The sequence below is a fragment of the Stenotrophomonas sp. SPM genome (assembly GCF_003105135.1).
Lineage (GTDB): Bacteria > Pseudomonadota > Gammaproteobacteria > Xanthomonadales > Xanthomonadaceae > Stenotrophomonas.
Genome location: NZ_QETL01000058.1, coordinates 1 through 24,498, shown reverse-complemented (window position 1 = coordinate 24,498; position 24,498 = coordinate 1). Strand labels below are relative to the sequence as shown.

The following is a 24,498-nucleotide window of genomic DNA, read 5'->3' as shown; positions in this document are numbered from 1 at the left end:
CTTCTGTAGAGTCGAGCCATGCTCGACTTTGTGGAAAGCAGCCGAGCATGGGCTCGGCTCTACAAAGGGCGCAGCCGAGCATGGCTCGGCTCTACAAAAGGCGCAGCCGAGCATGGCTCGGCTCTACAGAACCTCCGCCTCACTCGGCGATGTTGCGCGCCTCGGCCGTGCCCAGGATCTCCGGGTGCTGCACCCGCTTGCGACGGTTCAGCAGCGGGTGCAGGAACACCGCACCGACGATGATCGCCACGCCCAGGTAGAACCACGGCGTCACTTCATGCTGTTCGCGCAGCAGCACCACCGCCAGCAGCACGGCATAGACCGGCTCTAGGTTGGTCACCAGCTGCACGGTGTAGGCGCTGAGATGACGCAGGGCGACCAGGGCCAGGGCAAACGGCAGCAGCGTGCAGACCCCCGACAGCACCAGCAGCAGGATGCCGTCATGCAGGTTGGGCACCACCCACAGCGGGCTGGCCAGTGCCGGCAGCAGGTACGGCAGCACCGGTGCCAGCAGAGTCAGGGTGAGGGTGCCGGCGCCCAGTTCCAGCGCGGTCACCGTCAGCGGCTCGGCATGGCTGACCATGCGCTTGTTGAGCGAGCCGAACACCGCCACCAGCAGCGCCGACAGTGCACCGACCAGCACGCCCAGGCGCATGCCATCGGGCACGCCGCCGACCACCAGGGCCACGCCCGGCAGCACCGCCAGGCCGAAGGCGAGTTCGCGCAGTTGGAACGGGCGCTTGGCCACCCAGGGTTCGATGATGGAGGTGAACACCGGCGCCAGCGCGATGCAGGTGGCGGCCACCGAGGCATTGGCCAGCTTCACCGCGCCATAGAAGGTCAGCCAGTGCAGGGCGACCAGCGCACCGATGCCGGCATAACCGGCCACCAGCCGCAGGGGCAGGGTGCGCAGCCCCCGCCAGACCCGGGGCAGCAGGGCCAGCGTTGCCACCACCAGCAGCATGCGCCACCACACCAGCGGCAGGGCGGGCAGGGTGATCAGCTTGCCGAGGATGGCGGTGACACCCCACAACAGGACACAGAAATGAATCTGCCAGAGCGCTTTGCGGGTGTCGGGGGTCGTCATCCGTGTATTGTGCGGCAAGCACGGGGCGGCCGGCGATGGTGTGGGCCGCCTGCTGCATCCCGTCCACGGAGTCCGAGCCATGCCTGCCGACCGTTTGCTGCGGGGTTGGGCCGCGCTGACCGCGCTGGTCGCTGCCACCTCACTGCTGCTGCAGTACCTGTTGCTGGTCAACGGCCCCGGCGGCAGCGTGGGCATCGCCGCGGCGACGCTGCGGTTCTTGGGCTACTTCACCATTCTCAGCAACCTGGCCGTGTGCCTGGGCTGCCTGCGCCTGGCATCGGGGCGAACGCTGCGGGCGACCCTGGCGGCGCTGCTGGCGCTGTGCATCGGCGTGACCGGCCTGGTCTATGCGGTAGCCCTGCAGGGGCTGTGGCGGCCCACCGGCCTGCAGTGGTGGGTCGACATGGGCCTGCACTACGCCGTGCCGCTGCTGTACCTGTGCGGCTGGCTGCTGCTGTTGCCGCACGGGGGCCTGCGCTGGCGCGCGCTGTGCAGGGTGCTGCTGGTGCCGGTGGCTTACCTGGGCTGGGCGATGCTGGTGGCCGCGCTGATCGGGCAGGCCCCGTATCCCTTCCTGGAATGGCAGCGGATCGGCCCTGCCGCGTTCGCGCTCAACGTGCTGCGCGTGGCCGGCGTGTTCGTGCTTGGCTGGACGCTGTTGTGGGCGCTGGATCGCTGGCGCCGTCGCTGAGCCGCTGCAGGGCCATCGCCGCGGCGGGATTGCGTGCCTTGCCCGCGCCGATGCACAGCAGGTAGACCTCGCGCGGCTGCGGCACCGCCGGTTCGGCGAGGCAGGGCAGGTCGTCCACGGGTTCGCCGCGTGACCAGCGCCGCGCACGCTCCGCCCAGCGCTGTTGCTGCGGACGCGGCAGCCCTTCGCGCAGGCGCGCTTGGCTGCGCTTGATCCGCGCGTAAACGAAGCCGGCGCTGACGTCGCCGTGCAGCGGGGCCTCGTCACTGTCCTCGATCACCAGGGCCACGCCATGCCGGCGCGCGGCGGTGACAAGGTCGGGGCCATGCACCTGCGCGTTGCGCACTTCCAGCGCATGCTGCAGCGGCACGCCCTGCAGCGTCTTCGGCAGCGCGGCCATCAGCGCTTCCAGTGCCACTGCATCGGCCGGGTGCTTCGGGTCGAACTGCCACAGCAGCGGACCCAGCCGATCAGCCAGCGCCAGCGCGGCCTGCAGGAACGGCGCAGCCGCGTCGACGATGGAGGACAGGTCGCGGCGCTGCACGAGATAGCGCGGCGCCTTCATCGAGAATCGGAATCCATCCGGCGTCTGTGCCGCCCACTGCGCGCACTGCGCTTCGGTGGGCGTACGGTAGAAGGTGCCGTTGATCTCGATGCAGCGCAACGCGTGGCTGGCGTGCGCCAACTCCTCGCGCTGCGGCAGGCCTTCGGGGTAGAACATGCCGCCGCGCCACTCGGGGAACACCCAGCCGCCGATGCCGCAGCGGATCGCGGCGGGCGTCACTGGCCGTGGTCCGCGCGCCAGGGATCGTAGCTGCCGAACCACCACAGGTAGCCTTCGGGATCGGCACAGGCGTAGCCCCGGCCGCCGTAGTCCTGGTCGGCGATGTCGATGACGATGCGCGCGCTGGCCGCCTTGGCCCGCGCGTAGTGCGCGTCCGCATCGGCGACGATGACGCAGGCGCTCTGGGTCTGCCGCCCGCCGACTTCGTCGGGCATCACCGCCAGCTTCGACCACTCGCCACCGTTGCTGGCCGAGCCGAGCATGATCATGCCCTGGCCGAACACCAGCTGTGCGTGGAAGACGGTCCCGCCCTCGGCGTACACCGCCTGGGCGTGGAAGCCGAACGCGCGCTGCAGCCAATCGATGGCGGCCCGTGCGTCGCGGTAGCGCAGGCACGGAATGATGGTGGAACCGGTGCTGGATGGATCACTGTGGACCATGACACCCCTCCTATGGCACGGGGCAGGATCGGCCGGCGGCCGTTACCATCGCGCGAAACCCCGGTGACGGCCTGCACATGGCCGCAACCCCTGTTCGGAGATGGTGCTGGATGAACAACTGGATTGGAGGCGCCGTGCTGCTGGCCTGCGCAACGATGGCAAATGCGGCCGAGACCGCGCCGACCCCGGCGCAGCTGCAGGACCTGGATGCGACCGTCGAGCGCGTGCGCGCGCAGTTCGACGTGCCCGGCGTGTCCGTGGCCGTGGTCAAGGATGGCAAGGTCGTGCTGGAACGCGGCTGGGGCGTGCGTGAGCTGGGCAAGCCGGCGCCGGTACAGGCCGATACCCTGTTCGCCATCGCCTCCAACACCAAGGCCTTCACCGCCACCTCGCTGAACCTGCTGGCCGAGGACGGCAAGTTGAAGATGGACGACAAGGTGATCGACCACCTGCCGTCGTTCCGCATGTCCGATCCGTTCGTGACCGGGCAGATGACCCTGCGCGACCTGCTCTCGCACCGCAGTGGCCTCAGCCTGGGCGCAGGCGACCTGCTGTTCTGGCCGACCACCTCCTACAGCAATGCCGAGGTGGTGCAGCGGCTGGGCCAGGTGCCGCTGAAGGGCGGTTTCCGCGAGCGCTATGCCTACGACAACATCCTCTATGCGGTCGCCCAGCAGGTGATCGAGAAAGTGTCGGGCATGAGCTACCAGCAGTTCCTGCAGACGCGCATTTTCGACAAGGTGGGCATGGCCGGCACGCGCTACAACGCCGACCACCTGCAGGCGGGCGACAACGCGGCGATCGGCCACGCCAAGTACGATTTCAAGGACCTGCGCACCGTTGCGCCGCTGACCTGGTCGAACAACGCCGGTGCTGGTGGCATCTATTCCAGCGCGCATGACATGGCGCGCTGGATGCAGGTGCAGCTGGCCGAGGGCGCGCTGGCCGATGGCACGCCGCTGTTCAGTGCCAAGACCCAGAAAGAGATGTGGCAGATGATCACGCCGCAGGCCATCGCCGCGCCGAGCGTGCCCGAGCTGGAGCCGGCACGCGCCAACTTCGCCGGGTATGGCGAGGGCTGGAGCCTCAGCGACTACCGCGGGCAGAAGCTGGTCTGGCATACCGGCGGTTGGCCGGGCATGGTCTCGCGCCTGACCCTGGTGCCGGGGCAGAAGCTGGGCGTGGTGGTGCTGACCAACCAGGAATCGGGTGCGGCATTCAACGCCATCACCCTGAGCGTGCTCGATGCCTACCTGGGCGGCGAGAAGCATGACTGGGTCGATGCCTACGCCAAGGGCGTGGCCAAGGGCCAGGACAAGGCCGATGAAGCCTGGGCCAAGCACCAGGCCGAGCGTGGCAGGGGCAGCACGCCGTCGCTGCCGCTGGCCGCCTATGCCGCCACCTACCGCGACCGCTGGTATGGCGACATGGTGGTGTCGGCCGAAGGCAAGGGCCTGCGCCTGCGCTTTGCCAAGACCGCGCAGCTGACCGGCCGCCTGGAGCACTGGCAGCACGACACCTTCATCGTGCGCTGGGATGACCGCTCGCTCAACGCCGATGCGTTCGTGAACTTCAGCCTGGACCCGGACGGCAAGGTGCGCGAGGTGCACATGCAGTCGATCTCGGACCTGACCGATTTCAGCTTCGACTTCCAGGACCTGCTGTTCATCCCGACTGCCCGGTAGACGCCGACCTTGGTCGGCATTCGGTAGGACGCCCACCAAGGTGGGCGACTACCACCATGCTAGGCGGACGCGTACCCGGCCATGCCCGGCGAACGCAGGGAACACACCGGCCATGGGATAATCCCCGCGCTGATCTGGCGAGGGAATGTGATGTTTCGTTGGTTTGAATCCCTGATTCCGGTGTTCCCGCCCGTGGACGGCCGCATGCCGCCGCAGAAGGTGCTGCCGTTCTACCTGCACTACCTGCGCCCGGTGTGGCCGGTGCTGCTGGCCACCCTCATCGCCGGCCTGCTGCTGGCGCTGGTGGAAGTGGCGATGTTCGATTACCTGGGCCGCATCGTCGACATGGTCGCCGAGCAGCCCGGTGCCGGCTTCTTCCAGCGCCACGCCAACGAGCTGGGCTGGATGCTGTTCATCACGGTCATCGCGCGGCCGATCCTGGTCGGCCTGCACAACCTGCTGGTCAACCAGGCCATCGTGCCGGGCCTGAGCAACCGCTCGCGCTGGCTGATGCACAACTACGTGGTGCGGCAGAGCCTGAGTTTCTTCCAGAACGATTTCGCCGGCAGCGTCGCCAACCGCGTGATGCAGACCGGGACCTCGCTGCGCGAATCGGCCGTGCAGATGGTCGATTCGCTCTGGTACATCGTGGTCTACACCGGCACCGCGCTGTACCTGTTCGCGCAGGCCGACTGGCGGTTGATGATTCCGCTGGTGCTGTGGATGGCCGCCTACGTGGTGATCATGTGGTACTTCGTGCCACGCGCGAAGGAACGCGCATGGATCGCCTCGGAGGCGCGTTCGAAGGCGATGGGCCGCATCGTCGATGGCTACACCAACATTCCGACGCTGAAGCTGTTCGCCCATGGCGGCCGCGAGCAGGCCTACGTGGCCGAGTCGATCGAGGAACTGGCGGTCAAGCACCGCGCGCAGACCCGCATCACCACCGGCATGGACCTGACCATCGCCATCGTCAACGGCTTCCTGATCGCCGGTACCTGCGGCCTGGCGCTGTGGCTGTGGAATGGCGGGCACATCACGGTGGGCGCGATCACCCTGGCCACCGGCCTGGTCATCCGCATCCACAACATGTCCGGCTGGATCATGTGGACCATCAACGGCATCTTCGAGGACATCGGTACGGTGCAGGATGGCATCACCACCATCGCCCAGCCGCTGACCGTGCAGGACCGCGAGGACGCCGTGCCGCTGCAGGTTGCCCACGGCGGCGTGCACTTCCAGGACATCCACTTCCATTACGGCAAGAAGGGCGGGGTGATCGCCGGCCTGGACCTGGTGGTGAAGCCCGGCGAGAAGATCGGTCTGGTCGGTCCGTCCGGCGCAGGCAAGTCGACCCTGGTCAACATCCTGCTGCGCCTGTACGACCTGGAAAGCGGCCGCATCCTGATCGACGGGCAGGACATCGCCCACGTTACCCAGGAAAGCCTGCGCCAGCAGATCGGCGTGGTCACCCAGGACACCTCGCTGCTGCACCGTTCGATCCGCGACAACCTGCTGTATGGGCGTCCCGATGCCAGCGACGAGCAGCTGCGTGCGGCCGTGGCCAAGGCGCGTGCCGAGGCCTTCATCGACACGCTGGTGGACGGGCAGGGGCGTCGTGGCTATGACGCGCACGTCGGCGAGCGCGGCGTGAAACTGTCCGGTGGCCAGCGCCAGCGCATCGCCATCGCCCGCGTACTGCTGAAGGACGCACCGATCCTGGTGCTGGACGAAGCCACCTCGGCGCTGGATTCGGAAGTGGAAGCGGCGATCCAGGACAGCTTGGACGAGCTGATGGGCGGCAAGACGGTGATCGCGATCGCGCACCGCCTGTCGACCATCGCACGCATGGACCGGCTGGTGGTGATGGACCAGGGCCGCATCGTCGAAACCGGCACCCATGCCGAGCTGATCGCCGCCGGTGGCCTGTACGCGCGCCTGTGGGCGCGGCAGACCGGTGGGTTCGTGGCTGCCGACCAATGATGGGATCGGGTCGGAGCCCTCCCTGCGGGAGGGATCCGACCCCAGCCATGCATCCCTTGGTGTCGGATCCCTTTCCGCAGGAAAGGGCTCTGACCCCGGTGTGTTTCCGGAGACCCGCATGATCCACCCGCTACGCCCTTTGCTGCTCGCGCTCGCCCTGGTCAGTTCAACCGCGGCCGCCGCGCCAGCCCCCGTTCACGGCGACACGCTCGATCAGGTGGTCCTGCTCAGCCGCCACACCCTGCGCGCGCCACTGGTGTCCTCGGGCACGCTGGCCGAAGCCACGCCGCATGCCTGGACGAAGTGGGATGTTGCCGCCGGCGAGCTGACCACGAAGGGCGGGGTGCTGGAGGTCTACATGGGCCGCTACCTCGGCCAGTGGCTGCGCACGCAGCAGCTGCTGCCGGCCGGCGGCTGCCCGCAGGCCAGTGACTTCCATGCGCTGGCCAACAGCCTGCAGCGCACCCAGGCCACCGCGCAGTTCTTCATTGCCGGCGCCTTCCCCGGTTGCCACGTGACGGTGGAACAGCGTCGGCCGCTGGGCACGATGGATCCGCTGTTCGAACCGGTGATCCACCGCGACGACGCCGGCTTCCAGCGCCGCGCCCTGCGTGCCATGCAGAAGGCCGAATCAAAGGCGCGTTTGGGCCCGGATCTGCAGGTGGTGGAGGGCGTGGTGGAACACGCGGCCTCGCCAGCCTGCACGGGACGCAGCCACTGCACGCTGCGTGCGGGCGACAGCCAGTTCCGCGCGGAAGCGGGCAGGGAGCCGGGGGCGTCTGGTTCGCTGGCGCTGGCCAATGGCATGGTCGATGCGCTGCTGATGGAGGACTACCAGAACGCGATGGGTACTGCGGCCGGTTGGGGCAGGTTGCACGACGATACGCAATGGCAGGCACTGGCGCGGGTGCGCAATGCTTACCAGGACATCCTGTTCGGCACGCCGGAGGTGGCGCGCGATGTGGCGGCGCCGCTGCTGTCGCACATCGGTGCCGCGTTTGCCGATCCGCAGTCGCCGAAGGTGAGCCTGCTGGTGGGCCACGATTCCAACATCGGCGCCGTGCTGGCGGCGATGGGGGTCTCTGATTACACGCTGCCGGGCCAGCTGGAAAAGACGCCGATCGGCGGCCTGCTGCAGTTCGAGCGCTGGCGCGGGCAAAGCGGCGAAGCGCGTTACCGGCTGGTGTATGTCTATCCCACCCGCACGCAGTTGCGTGACGCGGTTCCCTTGAGTGATGCACGGCCGCCGGGGCGGGTGGAGTTGGCCCTGCCGGGATGCGGGCAGGACGGATGCAGTGACGTGCAGTTCGAGCGCCTGCTGCATCGCGCGGTGAAGTGAATGCCATGCACGCCATGCGTGGATGAACCCCATCCAGAACGCCGAACAAAAAACGGCCCGGGTCTCCCCGGGCCGTTCCGTTTCCAGCTCTCGCCCGATCGATCACTCGATCGGCTGGTCCAGCATCAGCTGGCGTGCGAAGCGCACCGGCGGTGCGCCGTAGGACAGCATCTGGTCGTGGTAGGCCTTCAGGTTGAACGTGTCGCCCAGCTTGTCCTGCATCGCCTTGCGGGTGTCGAAGTGTTCCTGCGCACCGACGAAGTAGGTCGGCAGCTGTGCCGAGGTCAGCTGCGCGCGCACCCACTTGCCCGAGGCTTCGCTTTCCTGCTGGAACGCGTCGTGGGTCATCAGGTGCATCGCCTTCTCGCGATCCCAGTTGTCCACGTGCACGCCCTGGTCGAGGATCGCGTTGGAGATCGTGCGCAGGTAGAACTTCAGCTGCACCAGGTGGAACAGCGGGTCGTTGTTGAGGTAACCCTGCTCCTGCATCATGCGCTCGGTGTAGACCGCCCAGCCTTCGGCAAACAGGCCCGAACGCAGCACCGCACGCAGGGTCGAGGGGAACTTTGCCGAGTGCCAGCCTTCCAGGTAATGGCCCGGGGTGCCTTCGTGGATGCTCAGCAGGTGGATCATGCGCGAGTTGTACTCACGCAGGAACGAGTCGACCTGCTTGTCGTTCCAGTCGTCCGGAATCGGCGAGACGGCGTAGAACGTCTTCAGGTTCTTGTCCAGCGGGCCCGGCGAATCGCAGTAGGCCACGGCCACGCCACGCTGGAATTCCGGCATCAGGATGATGTCGACCGGCGCATCGGGCAGGGTCATCAGGTCGTGTTCGCGCACGAACGCGGTGGACTGCTCCAGTGCCGCCTTGGCATCGTCGACCACCTTGTCGCGCGCCGGCTTGTCGGCGTAGGCCAGTTCCAGCGCGGCTTCGATGGCCTTCTGCTGCTGCTCGTCGGTCGGCTGCGCCGGCATCTCCGGCGCGCCCGGCTTGTCCTTCAGCACGGTCTGCGCGATGCCATACATATCCTCGCGCACGCGCTTGAGTTCGGCGCGCGCACGCTCACCGATCTCCTGGCGCGACAGGGAGGAGTTCAGCGCGAACTTCAGCTTCTGGTCGTATTTTTCTGCACCGATGCGGAAGTCACCCTTGGCGTTCGGTACCAGGGTCTTGTCCAGCCAGGTCTGCTGCTCGTCCACGGCCTTCTTCAGGCCGTCGATGGCGGCCTGCAGGCGCTGCTGGTCGGCCTGCGGCAGTTCGCCGATGTGCGGGGTGATGAAGGTATCGACGATGCTGAGGATGCCCTTGTTCTGCTTGGCCACCGTCTCGGCATGGATCTTCGGCACGCGTGCCGGGTCCAGATTCTCACGGGCCTGGGCGAAGATCGCCGGCAGCTTTTCCATGCGCGCGGTGGCCGACTTCAGGCGGTCGGGCAGCGGTGCGAATTCGCGCGCCATCAGGCCGTACAGGGCACTGCCGGCCAGGCCGTTGTAGACCTGCGGGTCCCACTTGCCAGACTGCAGCACTTCGCTGTTCCAGATTTCCGATTGCAGCTGGTTGCGCAGGATCGCCGCATCGACCTGGTTCTCGCGGCCGAGCTTGGCCACGTCGATCTTGTCCAGTTCGGCGAGCAGGCCCTTGTAGGCCGCCACGGTCTTCTGCTGGCCGGCCGCGCTCAGGTCGTCGATCTCGCTGTCATGGCGGTGGTCGCCGATCTGCGTGGCGCTGACCGGGGACAGCTGCATCCACGTGTCCAGCGCACGCTTGGACAGGTCGGCGAAGGCGGTGTCGACCGCCGCGTCGCCGGCCTGCTGGCTGGCGGCCGGGGTGGAACCGTTGGTCGGGGCGTCGGCCGGCTGGCAACCGGCCAGAGCGGCGACCAGGGCAAGGGCAAGGAGATGCGGGCGCATCGGCGTTCCTGTACTGGGATCAATCCCCGAGCATAGGCCCCGCGGGGCGCTTTGTCCCCCTGCCATAGGCTTACCATGGGCGCTGGCAGGACTCCCAACGCCCCGGAGGGCAACCCCATGCAGATTCAAGGAAGAAGCCTTTTCATCAAGCCAGGCGGGCTGGTTGCGCTGGTACTGGCAGCAGCGCTGGCGGGCTGCGCTGCGCAGGGCGACCACGCCGCCTCCGCTGGCGGCGCCGCGGCCGAGGCGGTGGCCTCACCAGACGGCGCGTTCCTCGCTTACGAGCACGATGTGCAGGTGCAGCTGGAAGCTACGCAGATCGCATCGCGCATCCAGCAGGTCACCCAGGCCTGCCAAGGTGCGAAGTTCGGTGATTGTGCGGTGCTGGAAGTCGACCAGCGCAGCGGCGAGCGCCCCAGTGGCGAGGTCAAGGCGCGCATCGCGCCGAAGGGCGTGGAGCCGTTGATCGGCCTGGCCGGTGAAGGCGGGCAGGTACAGGCGCGCACTACCCGCGCCGAGGATCTGGCCCAGCAGGTGGCCGACACCGCGCTGACCAAGGCCCGGTTGGAAAAAGAACACGCCCGCTTGCTGTCCTACCAGGAGCGCAAGGATCTGAAGATCGAGGAACTGATGGCGATCACCACGCGCCTGTCGGAGATCGAGGCGGGCGTGGAGCAGGCCAACAAGGATGCCGCGCAGCAGCGGCGTCGCATCGATACCCAGCTGGTGACGCTGCACTTCGATACGACTTCGGGCCAGCGCAGCCGCAGTGAGATCGGTGAAGCGCTGAGTGAATCGGGCAGCATCCTCAGCACCAGCATCGCGCTCCTGATCCGCGCGGCGGCGGCCCTGCTGCCGGTCGCCATCGTGGCGCTGCTGGCCGGCTGGGGCATCCGCGCATGGCTGCGCAGGCGCCGTCGCAAGGCGTGATCGAACGCAGGGGGGTGACGCCGGGCCATGCCCGGCGAATCTCAGTGCAGTGGTAACGCCGGGCCATGCCCGGCGACCCCTCAGCCTTCGTCGGTCTCGTACTCGACGAACACATCCAGCTCCAACGCCAGCTCCTGCACCGCATCGCGCACCTTCTGCGCGGTGTTTTCGTTGCCGACTTCCACTTCCAGTTCGTGGATGCCCGGGCCGATGTCATCGGACAGCCCGGCCGAACTGGAATCGTCGTCATCCATATGCGGCATCAGGTCGTCGGTTTCCTCGACGTGTTCGATGCCTTCCAGGCCCAGCAGCAGATCGCTGATGGCGCGGGCGTCGTCTTCGGTTCCGGTGATGCGCAGTCGCAGCATTGCCATGGCAGGTACACGGTGTGGGGTTGCGTGCAGCCTAGCCAGCGGCGGGCAAAGACCGGGTGACGGTGCAGTCAGCCGGCCGTGGGCGGGCGGCCGAGCAGGCTGTCGGGCAGAGCGGGGATGGGCGTGCGTTCGTCCTGCGCCTGGGGCAGCAGCCAGTCGATGAACAATCGCGCGGCCGGGCTGGGCGGCTGCGCCTCGGCATGCACCACGTAGTAGGCATAGCGCGCCTTCAGTGCCGGGCCAGGCAGACGCACTACTTCATAGCGCTGCAGGTAGGGCTGGGCCACATGCGTGCGCGCCAGCACCGCGCCCATGCCGTACACCGCCGCGCGCATCGCATCGGTGCTGTCGGCGAACGTGTGCATGGGCGGCAAGGGTGAGGGCGGTCGCACACCGGCATGGCGGAACCAGTCACGCCAGCCCTGTGGCGAAAGGTCGGTCAGCAGCGGCAGCTCGGCGATCCGCGCCGGGTCCTGCAGCGCCTCCACGCCGGGCAGGGCCGGCGAGGCCACCGGGAACAGGCTGTCGTCCATCAGGTGCTGCGCATGCAGGCCGGGCCACTGGCCCAGGCCGTAGCGGATGCCGACCTCCGGCCCGTTCTCGTCGTAGCGGTCCAGGCCGCTACCGGTGTGCAGTTCGATGCGGATGTGCGGATGGGCCTGGGTGAAGCGCGGCAGGCGTGGCAGCAGCCAGCAGTAGGACAGCGAGCGCAGCGTGGCGATCCGCAGCGGCACGCTGTCCGCATCCGGCTGCAGGTGGTGGGCCACGGCGGCGACATCGGTGAACGCAGCGCTGGCGGCGTCGGCCAGCTGACGGCCCTCCGCGGTCAGGCGCACGCCGCGGGCGTGGCGCAGGAACAGGCGCACCTCCAGCACCTCCTCCAGGCGGCGCACGTGGTGGCTGACCGCGCTGGCGGTCAGGTGCAGCTCCAGCGCGGCCTGGGCGAAGTTCTGGTGGCGCGCGGCCACCGCGAACACGGCCAGCGCAGGGAGCAGGGAGGGGCGTAGCTGCATGTCGAGCCTCAAACCATATTTGTGGCTGGCAGCGATACTACGCGCTTGTGCGGCAGGCGTCTGCGGATGATCCTGTTGGCCCAGACACAGCGCAGGCGCAGGACGGAGGCAGGGCATGAACGCGGTACCGCAGGTGGCAGAACGCGATTGGCGCACCCCCTTGGAATTGACCCTGCTGGGCGCGATCTGGGGCTGCTCGTTCCTGTTCATGCGCGTGGCCGTGCCTTCGTTCGGCCCGTTCGCGCTGGTCGAAGTCCGTCTGGTGCTGGGCGCGCTGGTGCTGATGCCGTTCCTGTGGCGCGCCCGCGCCCACTTCCCGTCGCGCCGCTGGCTGTGGCTGGCCCCGATCGGCCTGATCAACTCGGCACTGCCTTTCGTGCTGTTCGCCTATTCGGCCGAGCACGCACCGGCGGCCATCGGCGCGATCTGCAACGCGATGACCGTGCTGTTCGCTGCGCTGATCGCCTTCCTGTTCTTCGGCGAGAAGATCGGCGTGCGTCGCGCCAGTGCGCTGCTGGTCGGCTTTGCCGGCGTGGTGGTGCTGGCCACGGCCAAGGTGTCGGGCCTGAGCATCGGCATGGCCGTGCTGGCCGGCGCTGCGGCCTCACTGCTGTACGGGCTGGGCGTGAACCTGGTGAAGCGGCACATGACCGGCCTGCCATCGGCCGCTGCCGCTGCAGCGACGCTGGGCTGCGCCTCGCTGTGGATGCTGCCGATGGCGGTGACCCACTGGCCGCAGGCGGCGATCCCGGGCAAGGCCTGGGGCGCCGCGATCGCACTTGGCGTGGCCTGCACCGGCCTGGCGTTCCTGATGTTCTACCGCCTGATCGGCCGCATCGGCCCCTCGCGCGCGTCGACGGTGACCTATCTGATTCCGTTGTTCGGCGCGGCGTTCGCGTGGTTGTTCCTCGGCGAGCCGGTGACCCTGCAGATGCTGATTGCCGGCGGCCTGATCCTCGGCAGCGTGGCCGTCAGCCAGAAGGGCTGACGGCGCCCACAGACGGGTGGTGCCGGGCGCTGCCCAGCGGCGTCATCGATGCTTGCGCGCGCGGCTGTGGATCTTGATCTGGGTCCGCCTTGGAGCGAGCCGAGCACCGCAGGTCCGGCGAGGGCGAAGAGGCGCGGGTGTCTGAGCGCAGCGAGTTCCGCGCCGTCCCTCGACGGACCGAGGAGCGCAGGGAACCGGCGCGCAGCGCCGGCTCGCGGACGGCGGCGCGTTTCTTTTGGTTACTTTTCTTTGCGCGGGCAAAGAAAAGTGACGCCCATGAACGAGGAATCGCCTTCAGCACGTGTCAACTGAGAAAAGTCGATGTGCTACCGCATTGGCACCGGAACATTGCACAGGTCGATATGCCCGGCCGGGCGCTTGTAGAAGTCATCCACGCGGTTGCGCCGCGCTTCCACCGTATCGGCGAAGGTCTTCGAATCGGTGCGCAGCACCTGGATCGGCGTGCGCTCGGCCTCCGGCACGTCGCTGGCGCGGCGGATCGAGACGATCGGCGTGCGCAGCTTCGGGTCTTCATAGAAGCCCATTGGCGCCGGCCCGCGCGGAATCGCGCTGAGCAGCTCCATGCCCTTCAGCACGCGGCCGACCACGGTGATGTTGCGGTCCAGCTGGCGCGGTGACTGCCCGGTCACCACGTACAGTTCGGCGCCGATGCTGCTGTCTTCCTCGTTGCTGCGGCCGGCACCGAGCATGCCGTAGCAGTGCGCCAGCCAGGCCTTGCCGGCCTGCGGGTCCTGGCCCACCGGGAAGCCATCGACGAACCCGGTCTGCGCGGCCCAGCCATCGCGGTCGGGCAGCACGCTCACCTTCAGGCCGGCGCTGGCACGTTCGAATTCGGCCGGCAGCTTGCGCGCGGCACTGCCGAACGGCTTGGCCTTGGCCGCGTCATCGGCGTCGGCATCGCCGAACTGCACCACGAAGTTGTCCTGCGAACGATAGATGCTGGTGCCGTCCCAGAAGTGCTCATGGGCGAAGGTCTGGATGTTGGCGACATGGCGCGGGGCGAACTGCGGCGCCAGCTCGATGATCACCCGTCCGGCCGGCAGATCCATGTACAGCAGGTTGGCCGGGTCCGGGGTGCGCCAGTCGCCTGCGGCCGATGCATCGAGGATCTGCTGCGGGCTGCGGTAGGGCGTGGCGGCGCTGGCCAGGGCCGGCAGCAGGCAGGCGAGGGCAAGGGTGGTCAGGGCAAGGCGACGATGGTGCGACATGGAAACCCCGGAACATGAACGAGCTTCCGATTCTGCGCGACAGGCTCGCCCACGCCAACCTGCACGGTGACTAACGACACATTCGCTATAGCGCACTTCACACTACTGTTGACTCCAACATAGTGGAGGGCCGGTCATGAGCGAGGACGACGTCCACCTGAAGAAGTTCCAGAAGGAGCTCAGCGCCGGAACCGTGTCGCTGGCTCTGCTGGCGGTGTTGGCCCGGGCCGGGGAGCCGCTGTACGGCTACCTGATCGCCAAGGAGCTGGAGCGCGTGGGCGAGGGCGTGCTGAGCGGCAAGCAGAGCGCGCTGTACCCGGTGCTGCGCAACCTGGAGGGCGCCGGCCTGCTGGAAAGCCATGTCGAGCCGTCCAGCAGTGGCCCGCCGCGCCGCTACTACCGCATCAATGAACGTGGCCACGAGGTGCTGGCGCAGTGGCGCCAGGCCTGGCAGGCCACCCGCGATTCCGTCGATTCCGTGTTGGAGGGGGTACCGCAATGAACGAGCAGAACCTGGCAGGCACTGGCCTGCCCACCACGATCGCGCAGTACCTGGCACAGCTGCGCGCGGCCCTGCAGGGTGCCGATCCGGCGATGGTGCAGGACGCCCTGTACGACGCCGAGGAGTACCTGCGCTCCGAACTGGCCGCGCAGCCGGGCCGCAGCGAGGCCGACGTCATCGCCGACGTGGCCGGCAGCTACGGCGCGCCGGAGGAAGTGGCGGAGATCTATCGCGAGACCGAGGTGACCGTGAACCGTGCGCTGCGTACGCCGCGTGCCGATACCAGCCCGGTGCTGCGCGCCGCCGCCGAGGCCAGTGGCGTGGCACCGGCCGCGCCGACCCCTGCGCCGGTGCAGCGCTCGCTGATGGCGCGCTTCTTCGGCGTCGTGCTGGACCCGCACACCTATGGCGCGCTGTTCTACATGCTGCTGTCGCTGGCCACGGGTACCTTCTTCTTCACCTGGGTGGTGACCGGGCTGTCGCTGTCGCTGGGCCTGATGATCCTGATCATCGGCATACCGCTGACGGTGCTGTTCTTCGGTTCGGTGCGCGGGCTGGCGCTGCTGGAAGGGCGGCTGGTGGAAGCGCTGCTGGGCGAGCGCATGCCGCGCCGGCCGCAGTACACCGACCGCAGCCGCACCTGGCTGCAGCGCATCGGCGACATGTTCACTGATGGGCGCACCTGGCTGACGCTGCTGTACTTTCTGCTGATGCTGCCGCTGGGCATCGTCTACTTCACCATCGCGGTGACCCTGCTGGCGGTGTCGCTGGCCTTCATCTGGTCGCCGGTGGCGGCGCTGTTCGACTCGACCGCACCGAGCATCTACATCGATGGCACCAACGTGCTGCCGCTGGAGTTCACCCCGGTGCTGGCGGTGGTGGGCGCGCTGCTGCTGCTGGTGACGATGCACCTGGCACGCGGCATCGGCAAGCTGCATGGGCTGCTGGCCAAGAACCTGCTGGTGCGGCTGTAACGGCAGAGGGGTGGGATCCGATCGTGCCGGGGTCAGAGCCCTTTCCGCAGGAAAGGCATCCGACCCCTCGGCGGGGATTTACCCCGCCTTGCGCCGCAACGGGGTGACGTTGCTCTTCTTCTTCGTGGCCTTGGCGGCCGGTGCTTCGGCATGGGCGGCGAAGAAATCGCGTACCTTCGGGTACACCACTTCGCGCCAGCGGCGGCCGCTGAAGATGCCGTAGTGGCCGGCGCCTTCAACGATGAAGTGCTCGCGGCGGTCGGCCGCGATGCCGGTGCACAGCGCCTGCGCCGCTTCGGTCTGGCCGAGGCCGGCGATGTCATCCAGCTCGCCTTCGATGCTCAGCAGGGCAGTATCGCGGATGGCCGACGGGTCGACCTTCTCGCCGTTGACCACCCACTCGCCACGCGGCAGCAGGAAGTCCTGGAACACCACCGAAATGGTATCCAGGTAGTACTTGGCCGGCATGTCCAGCACGGCGTTGTACTCGTCGTAGAAATTGCGATGCGCGTCGGCGTCTTCCAGATCGCCCTTGACCAGGTCGGTGTAGAAATCCCAGTGCGAACTGAAGTGGCGGCTGGGGTTCATCGACAGGAAGCCGGCGTGCTGCAGGAAGCCCGGGTACACGCGGCGGCCGGCGCCTGGGTAGCTGGCCGGCACGGTGTGGATGACGTTGTTCTCGAACCACGACAGCGGGTTCTGCGTGGCCAGGTTGTTCACTGCGGTGGGGCTGCAGCGCGCATCGATCGGGCCACCCATCATCACCAGCGTGCGCGGGGTCGGCTCGCCACGGCTGGCCATCAGCGAAACCGCAGCCAATACCGGCACTGTCGGCTGGCACACGCTCACCACGTGCAGGCGTTCGACGCCCAGGTGGCGGATGAACTCCTGGATGTAGGCGATGTAATCGTCCAAGCCGAACTCACCTTCGCTGGCCGGCACCATGCGCGCGTCCACCCAGTCGGTGACGTACACGCGGTGGTCGCGCAGCAGCGTGCGCACGGTATCGCGCAGCAGCGTGGCGTGGTGGCCCGACAGCGGCGCCACCACCAGCACGAACGGCTGGTTGAGCATGGTGTGCAGCTGGTCGGCTTCGTTGCTGTGGCGCTTGAAGCGCAGCAGCTTGCAGAACGGCTTGCTCACTTCCTCGTGCACGACGATCGGCACGCGCTCGCCTTCGACCTCGATTTCGTTGATGCCCCATTCGGGCTTCTCGTAATCCTTGCCGATGCGATGGAAGAGTTCATTGACCGCCGCCAGGCGATCAGCGCCCGGCATCTGCGACCACCAGTGGCCCTGGTTGGCGAAGAATCTGGCGTTGGCCTGGGCCTGGTGCACCCAGGGGGCGAGCAGGTTGCGGGTCAGTTCGTGTAGTTGATAGAGCATGACGACCGAATATGTATGGTCATATGTTGCCGCGCAGCATATCCCATCAGGGCGTCCCACGGGTTAAGTCTGCTAAAAATAATGAATCCGGATTCACATCTTTTCCAGCGCGGCGGCCTCCTCGGCCAAGCCGGGGCCCAGCCACAGGTGTGAACCAACGGCCTGCAGGCCCTGGCGGGCCAGCTCGCGGCGGTACCAGCGTGCCGGCCGGGCCTGGAAGCCCTCATGATCGCCGTCGAACTCATCCTCGGCGGCAAAGGTCTCCAGGAACGCCACGCCGGCGGTCAGCTCGGCCACGCCGGCCAGGCCGGCCCGCAGCTCGCGGTCGGGCACGTAGTGCATCACGTCCGAACACACCAGCAGGTCGACCGGGGCGCAGGGCCGCAGCCAGGCGAAATCGCCGAAGCTGGCCATGTGCAGGTTGCGGGTACGTCCGTAACGGCGCACAGCGTACTCGCTGCTGTCGAAGCCGAGGTAGTGGACCTTCGGACGCAGCTTCAGCAGCGGCGCGCGCCAGGCGCCTTCGCCGCAGCCGATGTCGAGCACGCTGCGCACCGGTCGTTCCAGGTAGTACTCGGCGGTGGCCACGGCCAGAGCGACCTTGCGCGCCAGGCGAGCACTGCCGCCGATGTCGGCACGGCGGTACCAGCGTTGGAAATAGGCGGCGTCGTAGGTCTTGTCCATGGGGCAGGGCACGTAGAGGGTGAAAACGGCGCCTATCGTACGGCGTCGCGGCCGTGGTGCGGCAATTGGCCGCGGCAGCCACCCATGGGGTGGCTCTACTGCGACAATGGCCACCCATCCCCGCCAGCCGCTGGAGCGAGCACATGCAGAGCTATTACTGGGTCAAGACCTTCCACATCGTGTTCGTGGTGGCCTGGATGGCAACGGTGTTCTACCTGCCGCGCATCCTGGTGAACCTGGCCGAGACCGCGGGCCAGCCGGCGGTGGGCGAGCGCCTGCAGCTGATGGGCCTGCGCCTGTACCGCTTCGGCCATTCGATGTTCGGCCTGGCTTTCGTGCTGGGCCTGGTGCTGTGGCTGGGCTACAAGGTCATCCCCGATTTCCCGACCATGGTCGCGCCCGGTGGCGCCGGCTGGCTGCACGCCAAGCTGGGCCTGGTGGTGCTGCTGCTGGTGTACTTCATCTGGACCGGGCGCCTGCTGAAGGGCGTGGCCAAGGGCCGTGCGCTGCCGTCCTCGCGCGCGCTGCGCTGGATCAACGAGATCCCGCTGCTGGCCTTCATTCCGATTGTCTGGCTGGTGCTGGCCAAGCCGTTCTGAGGCGTGGATGCCGTCAACGCGCAAACGAGAAGAGCCGGGCCTCTGCCCGGCTCTTTCGCTGCTGCAACCCTGCATGTTGCCGGCCAGCGGCCGGCACTACCGGCTTATGCGGCTTCGTAGGTGCCGTAGCTGCGCAGGCGGGTGTAGCGCTGTTCCAGCAGCTGTTCGGTGGACAGCTTGTCCAGCGCTTCCAGTTCGTTCAGCAGCACGGCCTTCAGGCGCTTTGCCATCTGGGTCGGGTTGCGGTGGGCGCCACCGGTCGGCTCGCGCACGACCTTGTCGACCAGGCCCAGGTCCTTCAGGCGCGGGGCGGTCAGGCCCAGCTGTTCGGCGGCGTCCTTGGCCTTGCCCGCGTCCTTCCACAGGATCGAGGCGCAGCCTTCCGGGGTGATGGTCGAGTACACCGCGTATTCCAGCATCACGGTGCGGTCGCCCACGCCCAGCGCCAGCGCGCCGCCGGAACCGCCTTCACCGATGACGGTGCAGACGATCGGCACCTTCAGCTCGGCCATTTCCATCAGGTTGCGCGCGATCGCTTCGGACTGGCCGCGCGATTCGGCGTCGATGCCCGGCCAGGCGCCGGCGGTGTCGATCAGGGTCAGCACCGGCAGGCCGAAGCGCTCGGCCATCTTCATCAGGCGCAGCGCCTTGCGGTAGCCCTCCGGCTTGGGCATGCCGAAGTTGCGCTTGATCTTTTCCTTGGTGTCGCGGCCCTTCTGGTGGCCGATCACCATCACCGAGCGGCCGTTGATGCGGGCCAGGCCGCCCATGATGGCCTTGTCGTCGGCGAAGGCGCGGTCACCGGCCAGTTCCTGGAACTCATCGAAGATGATGCGCAGGTAATCGGCGGTGTACGGGCGCGACGGGTGGCGGGCCAGCTGCAGCACCTGCCACGAGGTCAGGTTGCGGAAGATCTGCGCGGTGCGCAGGCGCAGCTTGTCCTGCAGGGCGTGAACCTCGGCCTCGACATTGACCGCCGGTCCGGCACTGGCGTTGCGCAGCTCCTGGATCTTTGCTTCCAGGTCGGCGATGGGTTGCTCGAAGTCGAGGTAGTTCGGATTCATCGGAAGCCGTCGTGTAAAGAAGGGGGGAATTCTAGCCGAATGCGCAGCAATGGCCCGTACGCCTTCGTCTGGAAGGCGACGGTACCCCAGCCGGGCAGGGGGGCGCCAGTCAGCTCAGGGCAGGACCACGGCGCTGCGGGCCATTTCGGTGCTGCGGAGAGCGACGAAGTCGTTGTAGGCCTGGTTGGCGGCCACCGGCAGCTTCGAGCCCAGCGTCGCGGTGGCCTGGGTGAACGCCATGCTCGCCTGGAAGTCTTCCTTGCGCAGGGCCTTCTGCTCGGCCGCGGTGCTGGCCTTCAGCCAACGCGCGTAGAGATCGCGCAGCGGGCCGGCGTGGGCCTCGAAGGCCGGATCCAGCGCGGGCAGGCTGGCCGGGGCCGGTTCCAGGGTGTAGACCGGGGCCACGTAGCCGGCCGGATGCTCGCGCTTGAACGCGCCCGGTTCGCCCATGCCTTCCTCGACATAGGTGATGAAGTCGGGCGCGGTGAAGATCTTGGTGCTGATCTTGCCGCCAGAGGAATCGACGTGGGCGACGATCTGTTCCTGCGGGAACGGCTCGCGCACGCCGAAGTTCCAGGTCTTGTCGATGAACAGGCCGTGGAACTTGTCGAACGGACCCTTGAACGCCACGCCGCCGATCTCGATGCCCAGGCCACTGGCGCCGAAGTTCTTCAGCCTGTCTTCGCCGGTCACGTAGATCTCGCGCGCGGTGACGTACTCGCTGAGGGTCGGGTTGATCAGGCCGCCGCGGCTGTCGATGTAGACATTGAAGCGCACATCGCCCAGGCGCTCGGTGTGCAGCGTGTGCTCGCCCGGCGCGAGGCTGACCGGGCGCGAGGCGTTGGGCGCCACCGGCAGGTCCTTGCCATCGATGCTGATGGCCAGCGGCGTGGCGGTCGGGTTGTCGATCTCGAAATCGACCTTGGACGAACAGGCGGCCAGCACCAGGGCAGCGAAGCAGGGGAACAGCAGTTTCACGAAGGTCTATCGTCCTTGATGGCAACAGCGGAATAACGCAACGCGTGGGCCAGCCTCAGTTGGCCCACGGCGGGCTGTAGCGCACTTTCAGCGTGCGCACGGCCGGATCGGCGCGCAGCGCCTCCATCAGCTTGGAGTCGATGCGCACCGCGCTCTGCCCGGATACGTCGAGCATGCCTGCCACGCCGCCCTGCGGGCCCTTCAGCAGCAGGTCCAGGCGCAGCGGTGTGCGCCCGGGGCGATGGCGGTCGAGCAGGGCATTGACGCGTTCCCAGACCGGGCGCTGCTGGCGCAGGTCCAGGCGCAGCGACAGGCGCGTGGCGTAGTTGGCGCAGACCTCATCGAAGTCCCAGCACTGGCGGATGCGCAGCGCGTAGCCACCGTTGAACTCGTCCTCGCGCAGGCCACCCTTGACCACCAGGATGCGGTCCTTGGTCATCAGGTGGCCGAACTCGGCCATGGCATCGGAGAACGCGCTGCACTCGACGCGGCCGCGGCCATCCTCGAGCTGGATGAAGATCTGGCTTTCGCCCTTGCGGCGCACGCCGACCACCTGGCCGGCCAGCACGGTCGGCACTTCCGGGCGCCAGCGCTTCTCGCCGCCGTTGCCACCACCACCACCGCTGTTGCTGGAACTCCAGATCTTCTCCACCGAGCCCAGGTCGTTGCCGACCAGGTCGCGCACATCATCGCGCCACGGATCGAACGGGTGGCCGCTGAGGTAGAAGCCCAGCGTGTCGCGCTCGCCATTCAGGCGCTGCAGCAGCGGCCATTCCTCGGCTTCGACCAGGTCCAGCTGGATGGTCACCGTGCTCGGATCGGGGCCGCCGAACAGCGAGTTCTGGCCCGAGGCACGCTCGCGCGCCATCTGCTCGGTGGCCTTGAGCACCTCCGGCAGCTGCAGCATCAGCGAGGCACGGTTGTGGCCCAGCTCGTCCAGCGCGCCGCAGTTGATCATCGCCTCCAGCGTGCGACGGTTGAGCTTGGCTGAACCGACGCGGGTACAGAAGTCGAGCAGGTCCTTGTAGTCGCCGCCCTTCAGGCGCTCGTCCACCACCGCTTCGCAGGCACCCTGGCCGACGCCCTTGATCGCGCCCAGGCCGTACTGGATGGTGTCCGGGGTGACGGCTTCGAACATGAACGCAGAGTGGTTCACCTTCGGCGGCAGCACGGTCAGGCCGAGATTACGCACCTCGTCCAGGAAGCCGACCACCTTTTCGGTGTTGTCCAGGTCCGAGGACAGCGTGGCCGCCATGAACTCGGCCGGGTAATGGCGCTTGAGCCAGGCGGTCTGGTAGCTGACCAGCGCGTAGGCGGCGGCGTGCGACTTGTTGAAGCCGTAGCCGGCGAACTTCTCCATCAGGTCGAAGATCGCATCGGCCTTGGCTTCGTCGACGCCGTCCTTGGCCGCACCCTCGCGGAAGATCTCGCGGTGCTTGGCCATTTCGGCCGGCACCTTCTTGCCCATTGCACGGCGCAGCAGGTCGGCGCCGCCCAGCGAGTAGCCGCCGACGATCTGCGCCATCTGCATCACCTGCTCCTGGTACACCATGATGCCGTAGGTGTCCTTCAGGATCGCTTCGGTGCGCGGATCGGGATAGATGATTTCTTCCTGGCCGTGCTTACGCGCGTTGAAGGAAGGAATCAGGTCCATCGGGCCGGGTCGGTACAGCGACACCAGCGCGATGAGGTCTTCGAAGCGGTCGGGGCGCGCGTCCTTCAGCAGGCGGCGCATGCCCGAGGATTCGAACTGGAACACCGCACCGGTGTTGCCGTTGGCGAAGATGTCCTTGTAGGTGGGCGCATCGTCCAGCGGGATCGCGGCGATATCCACCGGCGGGATGCCGGCGCGCTCGTGGCGCTTGTTGATCGCCTTCACCGCCCAGTCGATGATCGTCAGCGTGCGCAGGCCGAGGAAGTCGAACTTCACCAGGCCGACTTCTTCCACGTCGTTCTTGTCGAACTGGGTGACCGGGTTCTTGCCCAGGCCGTTCTCATCGTGTTCGGCGTACAGCGGGCAGAACTCACTCAGCGGCTCGGGCCCGATCACCACGCCACCGGCGTGCTTGCCGGCGTTGCGGGTCAGGTCTTCCAGCTGCAGCGCCAGGTCGATCAGGTCGCGGACGTCGTCTTCGGTTTCGTAGCGCTGGATCAGTTCGGCCGACGCCATTTCCGAGCTCGGGCCTTCCTTGCCCTTGCCCAGCGCATCCTTCAGGTGGATGCCGAGGATGTTCGGGATCAGCTTGGAAACGCCGTCCACCAGGCCGTATGGGAAGCCCAGCACGCGCCCGGAGTCGCGCACCACTGCCTTGGCGGCCATGGTGCCGTAAGTGATGATCTGGCTGACGCGTTCGCGGCCGTACTTGCGCGCGACGTAGTCGATCACCTCGTCGCGGCGGTCCATGCAGAAGTCGATGTCGAAGTCGGGCATCGACACGCGTTCCGGGTTCAGGAATCGCTCGAACAGCAGGTTGTATGGCAGCGGGTCCAGATCGGTGATCTTCAGCGCCCACGCCACCAGCGAACCGGCACCCGAACCACGGCCGGGGCCGATCGGGATGCCCTGGTTCTTGCCCCACTGGATGAAGTCGGCAACGATCAGGAAGTAGCCCGGGAAGCCCATCTTGATGATGGTGTTGAGCTCGAACTCAAGGCGTTCGAAATACTCTTCGCGGGTCTTGCCCGGCGCGAGCGGGTTCTTCTGCAGGCGCTCTTCCAGGCCGTCGCGCGACATCTTCTGGATCCAGGTGTCCAGGGTCTCGTCGTCGGGCACCGGGTAGTTGGGCAGGAAGTAGGTGCCCAGCCGCATCTCGATGTTGCAGCGCTCGGCCAGCGCCAGCGTGTTGTCGATCGCATCGGGAATGTCGGCGAACAGCGCGCACATCTCCTCGGCAGACTTCAGGTACTGCTGGTCGCTGTACTCGCGGGGGCGCTTGGGATCGTCCAGCACGCGGCCGGTGGAAATGCACACGCGCGCTTCGTGCGCGCTGAAATCGGTCGGCGCCAGGAAGCGCACGTCGTTGCTGGCCACCACCGGCAGGCCGCGCTGGCCGGCGGCCATCAGCGCGAAGCGGTTGAAGGTTTCCTCGCCATCGCGGCCGGTGCGGGTCAGCTCCAGGTGCAGGCCATCGCCGAACGCGCGCTGCCAGTCGGCCAGCTGCTGCTCGGCCAGGTCATGCTTGCCGTCCAGCGCCAGGCGGCCGGCCAGGCTGTCACGGCCGGCCAGGGCGAACAGGTTGGCATTGCCCGCCTTCAGCCAGTCCGGGTGGATGGCGACGCCGCCTTCGGGGCGGTGGCCTTCCATCCAGGCACGGGTCAGCAGCCGTGACAGGCTGAGGTAGCCCTCGCGGTCGCGGCACAGCAGGGTCATCCGCCACGGGTCCTGGCCTTCCTCGGTGATCATCACGTCGGCGCCGGCAATGGGCTTGATGCCCACGCCTTCGGCGGCCTTGTAGAACTTGACCAGGGCGAACAGGTTGTTCAGGTCAGTTACCGCCAGCGCGGGCATGCCGAGTTCGACCGAGCGCGACAGCAGGTTGGCCTGCTTGGCCTTTTTCGGGTCCGCCTGGTCCGGTTTGGCCGGCACGCGGATGGTCGAGTCCGCCAGCGAGAACTCGGTGTGGACGTGGAGATGTACGAAGCGGGAGTTGGACATGCCGGACCAGGTTGGAGCGCGCGGGCCCCGGGTGCTGACGGGGAAATCGTCGCCGGGGTCGGGAAGCGCTGGAGTGCCCGGTCAGGGTAGCGAGGGCAGGGGGTGGCGACAAGCTCTTGACATGCCCGGGAAGACGGCCGGGTTCAGGCGTGCTGGAGGTTGCTTTCTGTAGAGCCGAGCCCATGCTCGGCTGTCCACAGCA

Annotated in this window: 21 protein-coding genes; 9 read left to right on the top strand and 12 right to left on the bottom strand. The window is 67.5% G+C overall.

What is annotated here, in order from left to right; genetic code table 11:
- Positions 1-139 precede the first annotated feature (139 nt).
- Positions 140-1,087, bottom strand: a complete 948-nt coding sequence (locus DCO49_RS12905) for a DMT family transporter (protein ID WP_116864373.1) — start codon at positions 1,085-1,087, stop codon at positions 140-142.
- 79 nt (positions 1,088-1,166) lie between these two features.
- On the opposite strand from DCO49_RS12905, the gene DCO49_RS12900 reads away from it, so the two are divergent.
- A complete protein-coding gene (locus DCO49_RS12900; RefSeq protein ID WP_116864372.1) occupies positions 1,167-1,778 on the top strand; it encodes a Pr6Pr family membrane protein in 612 nt (203 codons plus the stop codon).
- On the opposite strand, the gene DCO49_RS12895 is transcribed toward DCO49_RS12900, so the two are convergent.
- Positions 1,699-2,562: a DUF72 domain-containing protein gene (locus tag DCO49_RS12895; protein WP_116864371.1), complete on the bottom strand. Its 864-nt coding sequence runs from the start codon at positions 2,560-2,562 to the stop codon at positions 1,699-1,701. The two genes, DCO49_RS12900 and DCO49_RS12895, sit on opposite strands and share 80 nt — an antisense overlap.
- The gene (locus DCO49_RS12890) at positions 2,559-3,002 is read right to left on the bottom strand and encodes a VOC family protein (RefSeq protein WP_116864370.1); all 444 of its coding nucleotides are present in this window, start codon (positions 3,000-3,002) and stop codon (positions 2,559-2,561) included. The genes DCO49_RS12895 and DCO49_RS12890 overlap by 4 nt, the downstream gene beginning before the upstream one ends.
- A 110-nt stretch (positions 3,003-3,112) precedes the next feature.
- On the opposite strand from DCO49_RS12890, the gene DCO49_RS12885 reads away from it, so the two are divergent.
- The 3 genes from DCO49_RS12885 to agp all read left to right on the top strand — a co-directional run bounded on the left by DCO49_RS12885 (position 3,113) and on the right by agp (position 8,009).
- The gene (locus tag DCO49_RS12885) at positions 3,113-4,687 is read left to right on the top strand and encodes a serine hydrolase (RefSeq protein WP_116864369.1); all 1,575 of its coding nucleotides are present in this window, start codon (positions 3,113-3,115) and stop codon (positions 4,685-4,687) included.
- A gap of 150 nt (positions 4,688-4,837) precedes the next feature.
- Positions 4,838-6,670, top strand: a complete 1,833-nt coding sequence (gene smrA / locus DCO49_RS12880) for a multidrug efflux ABC transporter SmrA (RefSeq protein ID WP_116864368.1) — start codon at positions 4,838-4,840, stop codon at positions 6,668-6,670.
- 118 nt (positions 6,671-6,788) lie between these two features.
- Entirely contained in the window at positions 6,789-8,009 is a 1,221-nt protein-coding gene (gene agp, locus DCO49_RS12875; RefSeq protein ID WP_116864367.1) for a bifunctional glucose-1-phosphatase/inositol phosphatase, read from the top strand.
- A 102-nt stretch (positions 8,010-8,111) separates the two neighbouring features.
- Here agp and DCO49_RS12870 read toward each other — a convergent pair whose 3' ends face one another.
- A complete protein-coding gene (locus DCO49_RS12870; RefSeq protein WP_116864366.1) occupies positions 8,112-9,920 on the bottom strand; it encodes a DUF885 domain-containing protein in 1,809 nt (602 codons plus the stop codon).
- A 117-nt stretch (positions 9,921-10,037) separates the two neighbouring features.
- On the opposite strand from DCO49_RS12870, the gene DCO49_RS12865 reads away from it, so the two are divergent.
- Positions 10,038-10,850, top strand: coding sequence for a DUF4349 domain-containing protein (locus DCO49_RS12865; protein ID WP_207776488.1), 813 nt, complete (start codon positions 10,038-10,040; stop codon positions 10,848-10,850).
- An 80-nt stretch (positions 10,851-10,930) separates the two neighbouring features.
- On the opposite strand, the gene DCO49_RS12860 is transcribed toward DCO49_RS12865, so the two are convergent.
- Both DCO49_RS12860 and DCO49_RS12855 read right to left on the bottom strand, forming a co-directional pair.
- Positions 10,931-11,224 (bottom strand): hypothetical protein, encoded by a 294-nt coding sequence (locus DCO49_RS12860; RefSeq protein ID WP_116864365.1) that lies wholly within the window; start codon positions 11,222-11,224, stop codon positions 10,931-10,933.
- 68 nt (positions 11,225-11,292) lie between these two features.
- Entirely contained in the window at positions 11,293-12,237 is a 945-nt protein-coding gene (locus DCO49_RS12855) for a LysR substrate-binding domain-containing protein (RefSeq protein WP_116864364.1), read from the bottom strand.
- 115 nt (positions 12,238-12,352) lie between these two features.
- Here DCO49_RS12855 and DCO49_RS12850 point away from each other — a divergent pair, with 115 nt between their 5' ends.
- Positions 12,353-13,225 carry a DMT family transporter gene (locus DCO49_RS12850; protein ID WP_116864363.1) on the top strand — a complete coding sequence of 291 codons (873 nt, stop codon included), beginning with the start codon at positions 12,353-12,355 and terminating at the stop codon, positions 13,223-13,225.
- A gap of 326 nt (positions 13,226-13,551) precedes the next feature.
- On the opposite strand, the gene DCO49_RS12845 is transcribed toward DCO49_RS12850, so the two are convergent.
- Positions 13,552-14,454 carry a peptidylprolyl isomerase gene (locus DCO49_RS12845; RefSeq protein ID WP_116864362.1) on the bottom strand — a complete coding sequence of 301 codons (903 nt, stop codon included), beginning with the start codon at positions 14,452-14,454 and terminating at the stop codon, positions 13,552-13,554.
- Between the two features lie 136 nt (positions 14,455-14,590).
- Between DCO49_RS12845 and DCO49_RS12840 the strand changes: the two genes are divergently transcribed.
- Both DCO49_RS12840 and DCO49_RS12835 read left to right on the top strand, forming a co-directional pair.
- Positions 14,591-14,956, top strand: coding sequence for a PadR family transcriptional regulator (locus tag DCO49_RS12840; RefSeq protein ID WP_116864361.1), 366 nt, complete (start codon positions 14,591-14,593; stop codon positions 14,954-14,956).
- Complete coding sequence (locus DCO49_RS12835; protein ID WP_116864360.1) at positions 14,953-15,930, top strand: sensor domain-containing protein; 978 nt, start codon at positions 14,953-14,955, stop codon at positions 15,928-15,930. The genes DCO49_RS12840 and DCO49_RS12835 overlap by 4 nt, the downstream gene beginning before the upstream one ends.
- A gap of 78 nt (positions 15,931-16,008) precedes the next feature.
- Here the strand turns inward: DCO49_RS12835 and phaZ are convergent, their stop codons facing one another.
- Entirely contained in the window at positions 16,009-17,316 is a 1,308-nt protein-coding gene (phaZ, locus tag DCO49_RS12830; protein ID WP_116864359.1) for a polyhydroxyalkanoate depolymerase, read from the bottom strand.
- 93 nt (positions 17,317-17,409) lie between these two features.
- Positions 17,410-18,000, bottom strand: a complete 591-nt coding sequence (locus tag DCO49_RS12825) for a class I SAM-dependent methyltransferase (RefSeq protein WP_116864358.1) — start codon at positions 17,998-18,000, stop codon at positions 17,410-17,412.
- Positions 18,001-18,143: 143 nt separating this feature from the next.
- Here DCO49_RS12825 and DCO49_RS12820 point away from each other — a divergent pair, with 143 nt between their 5' ends.
- The gene (locus DCO49_RS12820; protein ID WP_108764551.1) at positions 18,144-18,599 is read left to right on the top strand and encodes a CopD family protein; all 456 of its coding nucleotides are present in this window, start codon (positions 18,144-18,146) and stop codon (positions 18,597-18,599) included.
- A 104-nt stretch (positions 18,600-18,703) separates the two neighbouring features.
- Here DCO49_RS12820 and DCO49_RS12815 read toward each other — a convergent pair whose 3' ends face one another.
- The 3 genes from DCO49_RS12815 to dnaE all read right to left on the bottom strand — a co-directional run bounded on the left by DCO49_RS12815 (position 18,704) and on the right by dnaE (position 24,296).
- Positions 18,704-19,663, bottom strand: coding sequence for an acetyl-CoA carboxylase carboxyltransferase subunit alpha (locus DCO49_RS12815; protein ID WP_116864357.1), 960 nt, complete (start codon positions 19,661-19,663; stop codon positions 18,704-18,706).
- A 114-nt stretch (positions 19,664-19,777) separates the two neighbouring features.
- The gene (locus DCO49_RS12810; protein ID WP_243402735.1) at positions 19,778-20,635 is read right to left on the bottom strand and encodes a hypothetical protein; all 858 of its coding nucleotides are present in this window, start codon (positions 20,633-20,635) and stop codon (positions 19,778-19,780) included.
- Positions 20,636-20,696: 61 nt separating this feature from the next.
- The gene (gene dnaE / locus DCO49_RS12805; RefSeq protein WP_116864355.1) at positions 20,697-24,296 is read right to left on the bottom strand and encodes a DNA polymerase III subunit alpha; all 3,600 of its coding nucleotides are present in this window, start codon (positions 24,294-24,296) and stop codon (positions 20,697-20,699) included.
- Between the last annotated feature and the right edge of the window lie 202 nt (positions 24,297-24,498).